This is a genomic window from Corynebacterium sp. HMSC11E11 (assembly GCF_001807025.1).
Classification (GTDB): domain Bacteria; phylum Actinomycetota; class Actinomycetes; order Mycobacteriales; family Mycobacteriaceae; genus Corynebacterium; species Corynebacterium freneyi.
Genome location: NZ_KV787102.1, coordinates 1 through 1,906 on the forward strand (window position 1 = coordinate 1; position 1,906 = coordinate 1,906).

Here is a 1,906-nt window from a genome sequence, read left to right on the forward strand (position 1 = left end):
AACACTACACACGACCACCACGGACACCAAAACCGCAGGCTAACCCCGCTATCCAGCTCATCACGGTCACGTGTTTACCGACCGTTCATCGCCGTCGTAAGCTCCTTGTGTGAGCACCTCCAACGTCGCGGCCAAGCCCGCAGTCCATCCAGTAGATCAGTATCCGGGGCATGCGAAAGCGCTGCTCCTCGGCTTCCAGCATGTACTCGCGGCGTACGCGGGCGCGGTCGCCGTGCCGCTTTTCGTCGGTTGGGCCCTCGTGGACGCCGGCAAGATGCAGCCGTCGGACATCCCGCACCTCATCGCCGCCGACCTTTTCGTCGCCGGCCTGGCCACCATCGTCCAGTCCGTGGGCATCTGGCGCTTCGGCGTGCGGCTGCCGTTGATTCAAGGGTGTACCTTCTCGGCGGCGATTCCGATGGTCACCATCGGTTCGCAGTACGGAGTGCCGGCCATCTACGGCTCGGTCATCGCCTCGGGCATCTTCATGATGCTCTTCGCCCCGCTCTTCGCATCTCTCCTCCGTTTCTTCCCTCCGCTGGTGACGGGCACGGTGCTCCTCATCATCGGTACGACGCTGATGCCGGTCGCGGCCGACTGGGTCGGCGGTGGCGCCGACCTCAAGGGCACGGACGCCTACGGCACTCCGCAGAATCTGGCCGTGGCCTTCGGCGTACTGGTGCTGATCATCTGCATCGACAGGTGGGGGCCTCCGTGGCTGTCGCGCATCGCGGTGTTGGTGGGCATGCTGGCGGGCCTCGTCGCGTGCATCCCGCTTGGCATGGTCGATTGGTCGACGACTGAGGATTCCCCGCTGTTCGGCTTGACGACGCCTTTCTACTTCGGTTTGCCCGAGTTCATTTTCGCGGCCATCTTCGCGATGTGCATCGTGTCCTTGGTGACCATGGTCGAAGCGACGGGCGACGTTCTCGCCATCGGTGAGATCACCGGCGTCGAGGTCGATGACCGACGCATCGCCGACACCTTGCGTGCCGACGGCGCCGCCACGGTCGTCGGCGGCATTTTCAATACGTTCCAATACACCGCGTTCGCACAGAACATCGGCGTCCTGTCGATCACCGGTGTCCGCTCCCGCTGGGTGACGGCCGTCGCCGGCGGCATGCTCGTCATCCTCGGTTTGATCCCGAAGACGGCCGCGCTCGTCGCCGCGATTCCCGCGCCCGTACTCGGTGGCGCGGGCATCGCACTGTTCGGCATGGTCGCCGCCTCCGGCGTCCGCACGTTGTCGAAGGTGAAGTTCACCGATACCAACGTCATCGTCGTCGGCGTGCCCCTGGCCCTGGCGTTGCTGCCGGCCGTCGCGCCGGATCTGTTCACGCAGCTTCCCGCATGGGCGCAGACGTTCATGGCCTCGGGCATCTGCATCGGCGCGGTCGCGGCGATCCTGCTGAACCTCGCGTTCAACACCGGTACGCGTGCACCGCACACCGCGAAGCCGAGCGCGCATGACTCGTTCCGCGGCGGCATCAACTCCGAGGACCACGACCATGACGGTTTCGGTGACGTCCCCGGCTCCGGCGCGGGTTCCTCCACCGGAAACGCTTAACCGCCGGTTCATCCCACGGGCAACGTCAATTGGACGTGGCCCGTTTTCTTGTCTCCTCCCGCGTGCTCTCCAGCGCTCATCCGTCCGCCGGCACCGGTGTGTTCCCGTTGCCGTCAACGCAGCTGCTCTTCAATACAAGCAGCGCCGCAGAATCGAGACGCCGACGCCGGTCGCTGCCCGCTCGCCGCGGAGCCAGTATGCAGTCAGCCTGAACGCGGGATCGACCCCACTCCTCGCCCCGGACACGGTGCGCATAGGACTCCGCAACGCCTCCCCCACACGCAAACGCCCTCTTGAGGCGCGTAAAGCGTGGTCCCCGCCAACCCCCAAAAAAGGACC

General features: G+C 65.5%; 1 protein-coding gene. It reads left to right on the forward strand.

The annotated features are described in order from the left end of the window. Window positions 1-109: 109 nt before the first annotated feature. Entirely contained in the window at window positions 110-1,567 is a 1,458-nt protein-coding gene (locus HMPREF3121_RS01275; RefSeq protein WP_070519257.1) for a nucleobase:cation symporter-2 family protein, read from the forward strand. Window positions 1,568-1,906: the final 339 nt, after the last annotated feature.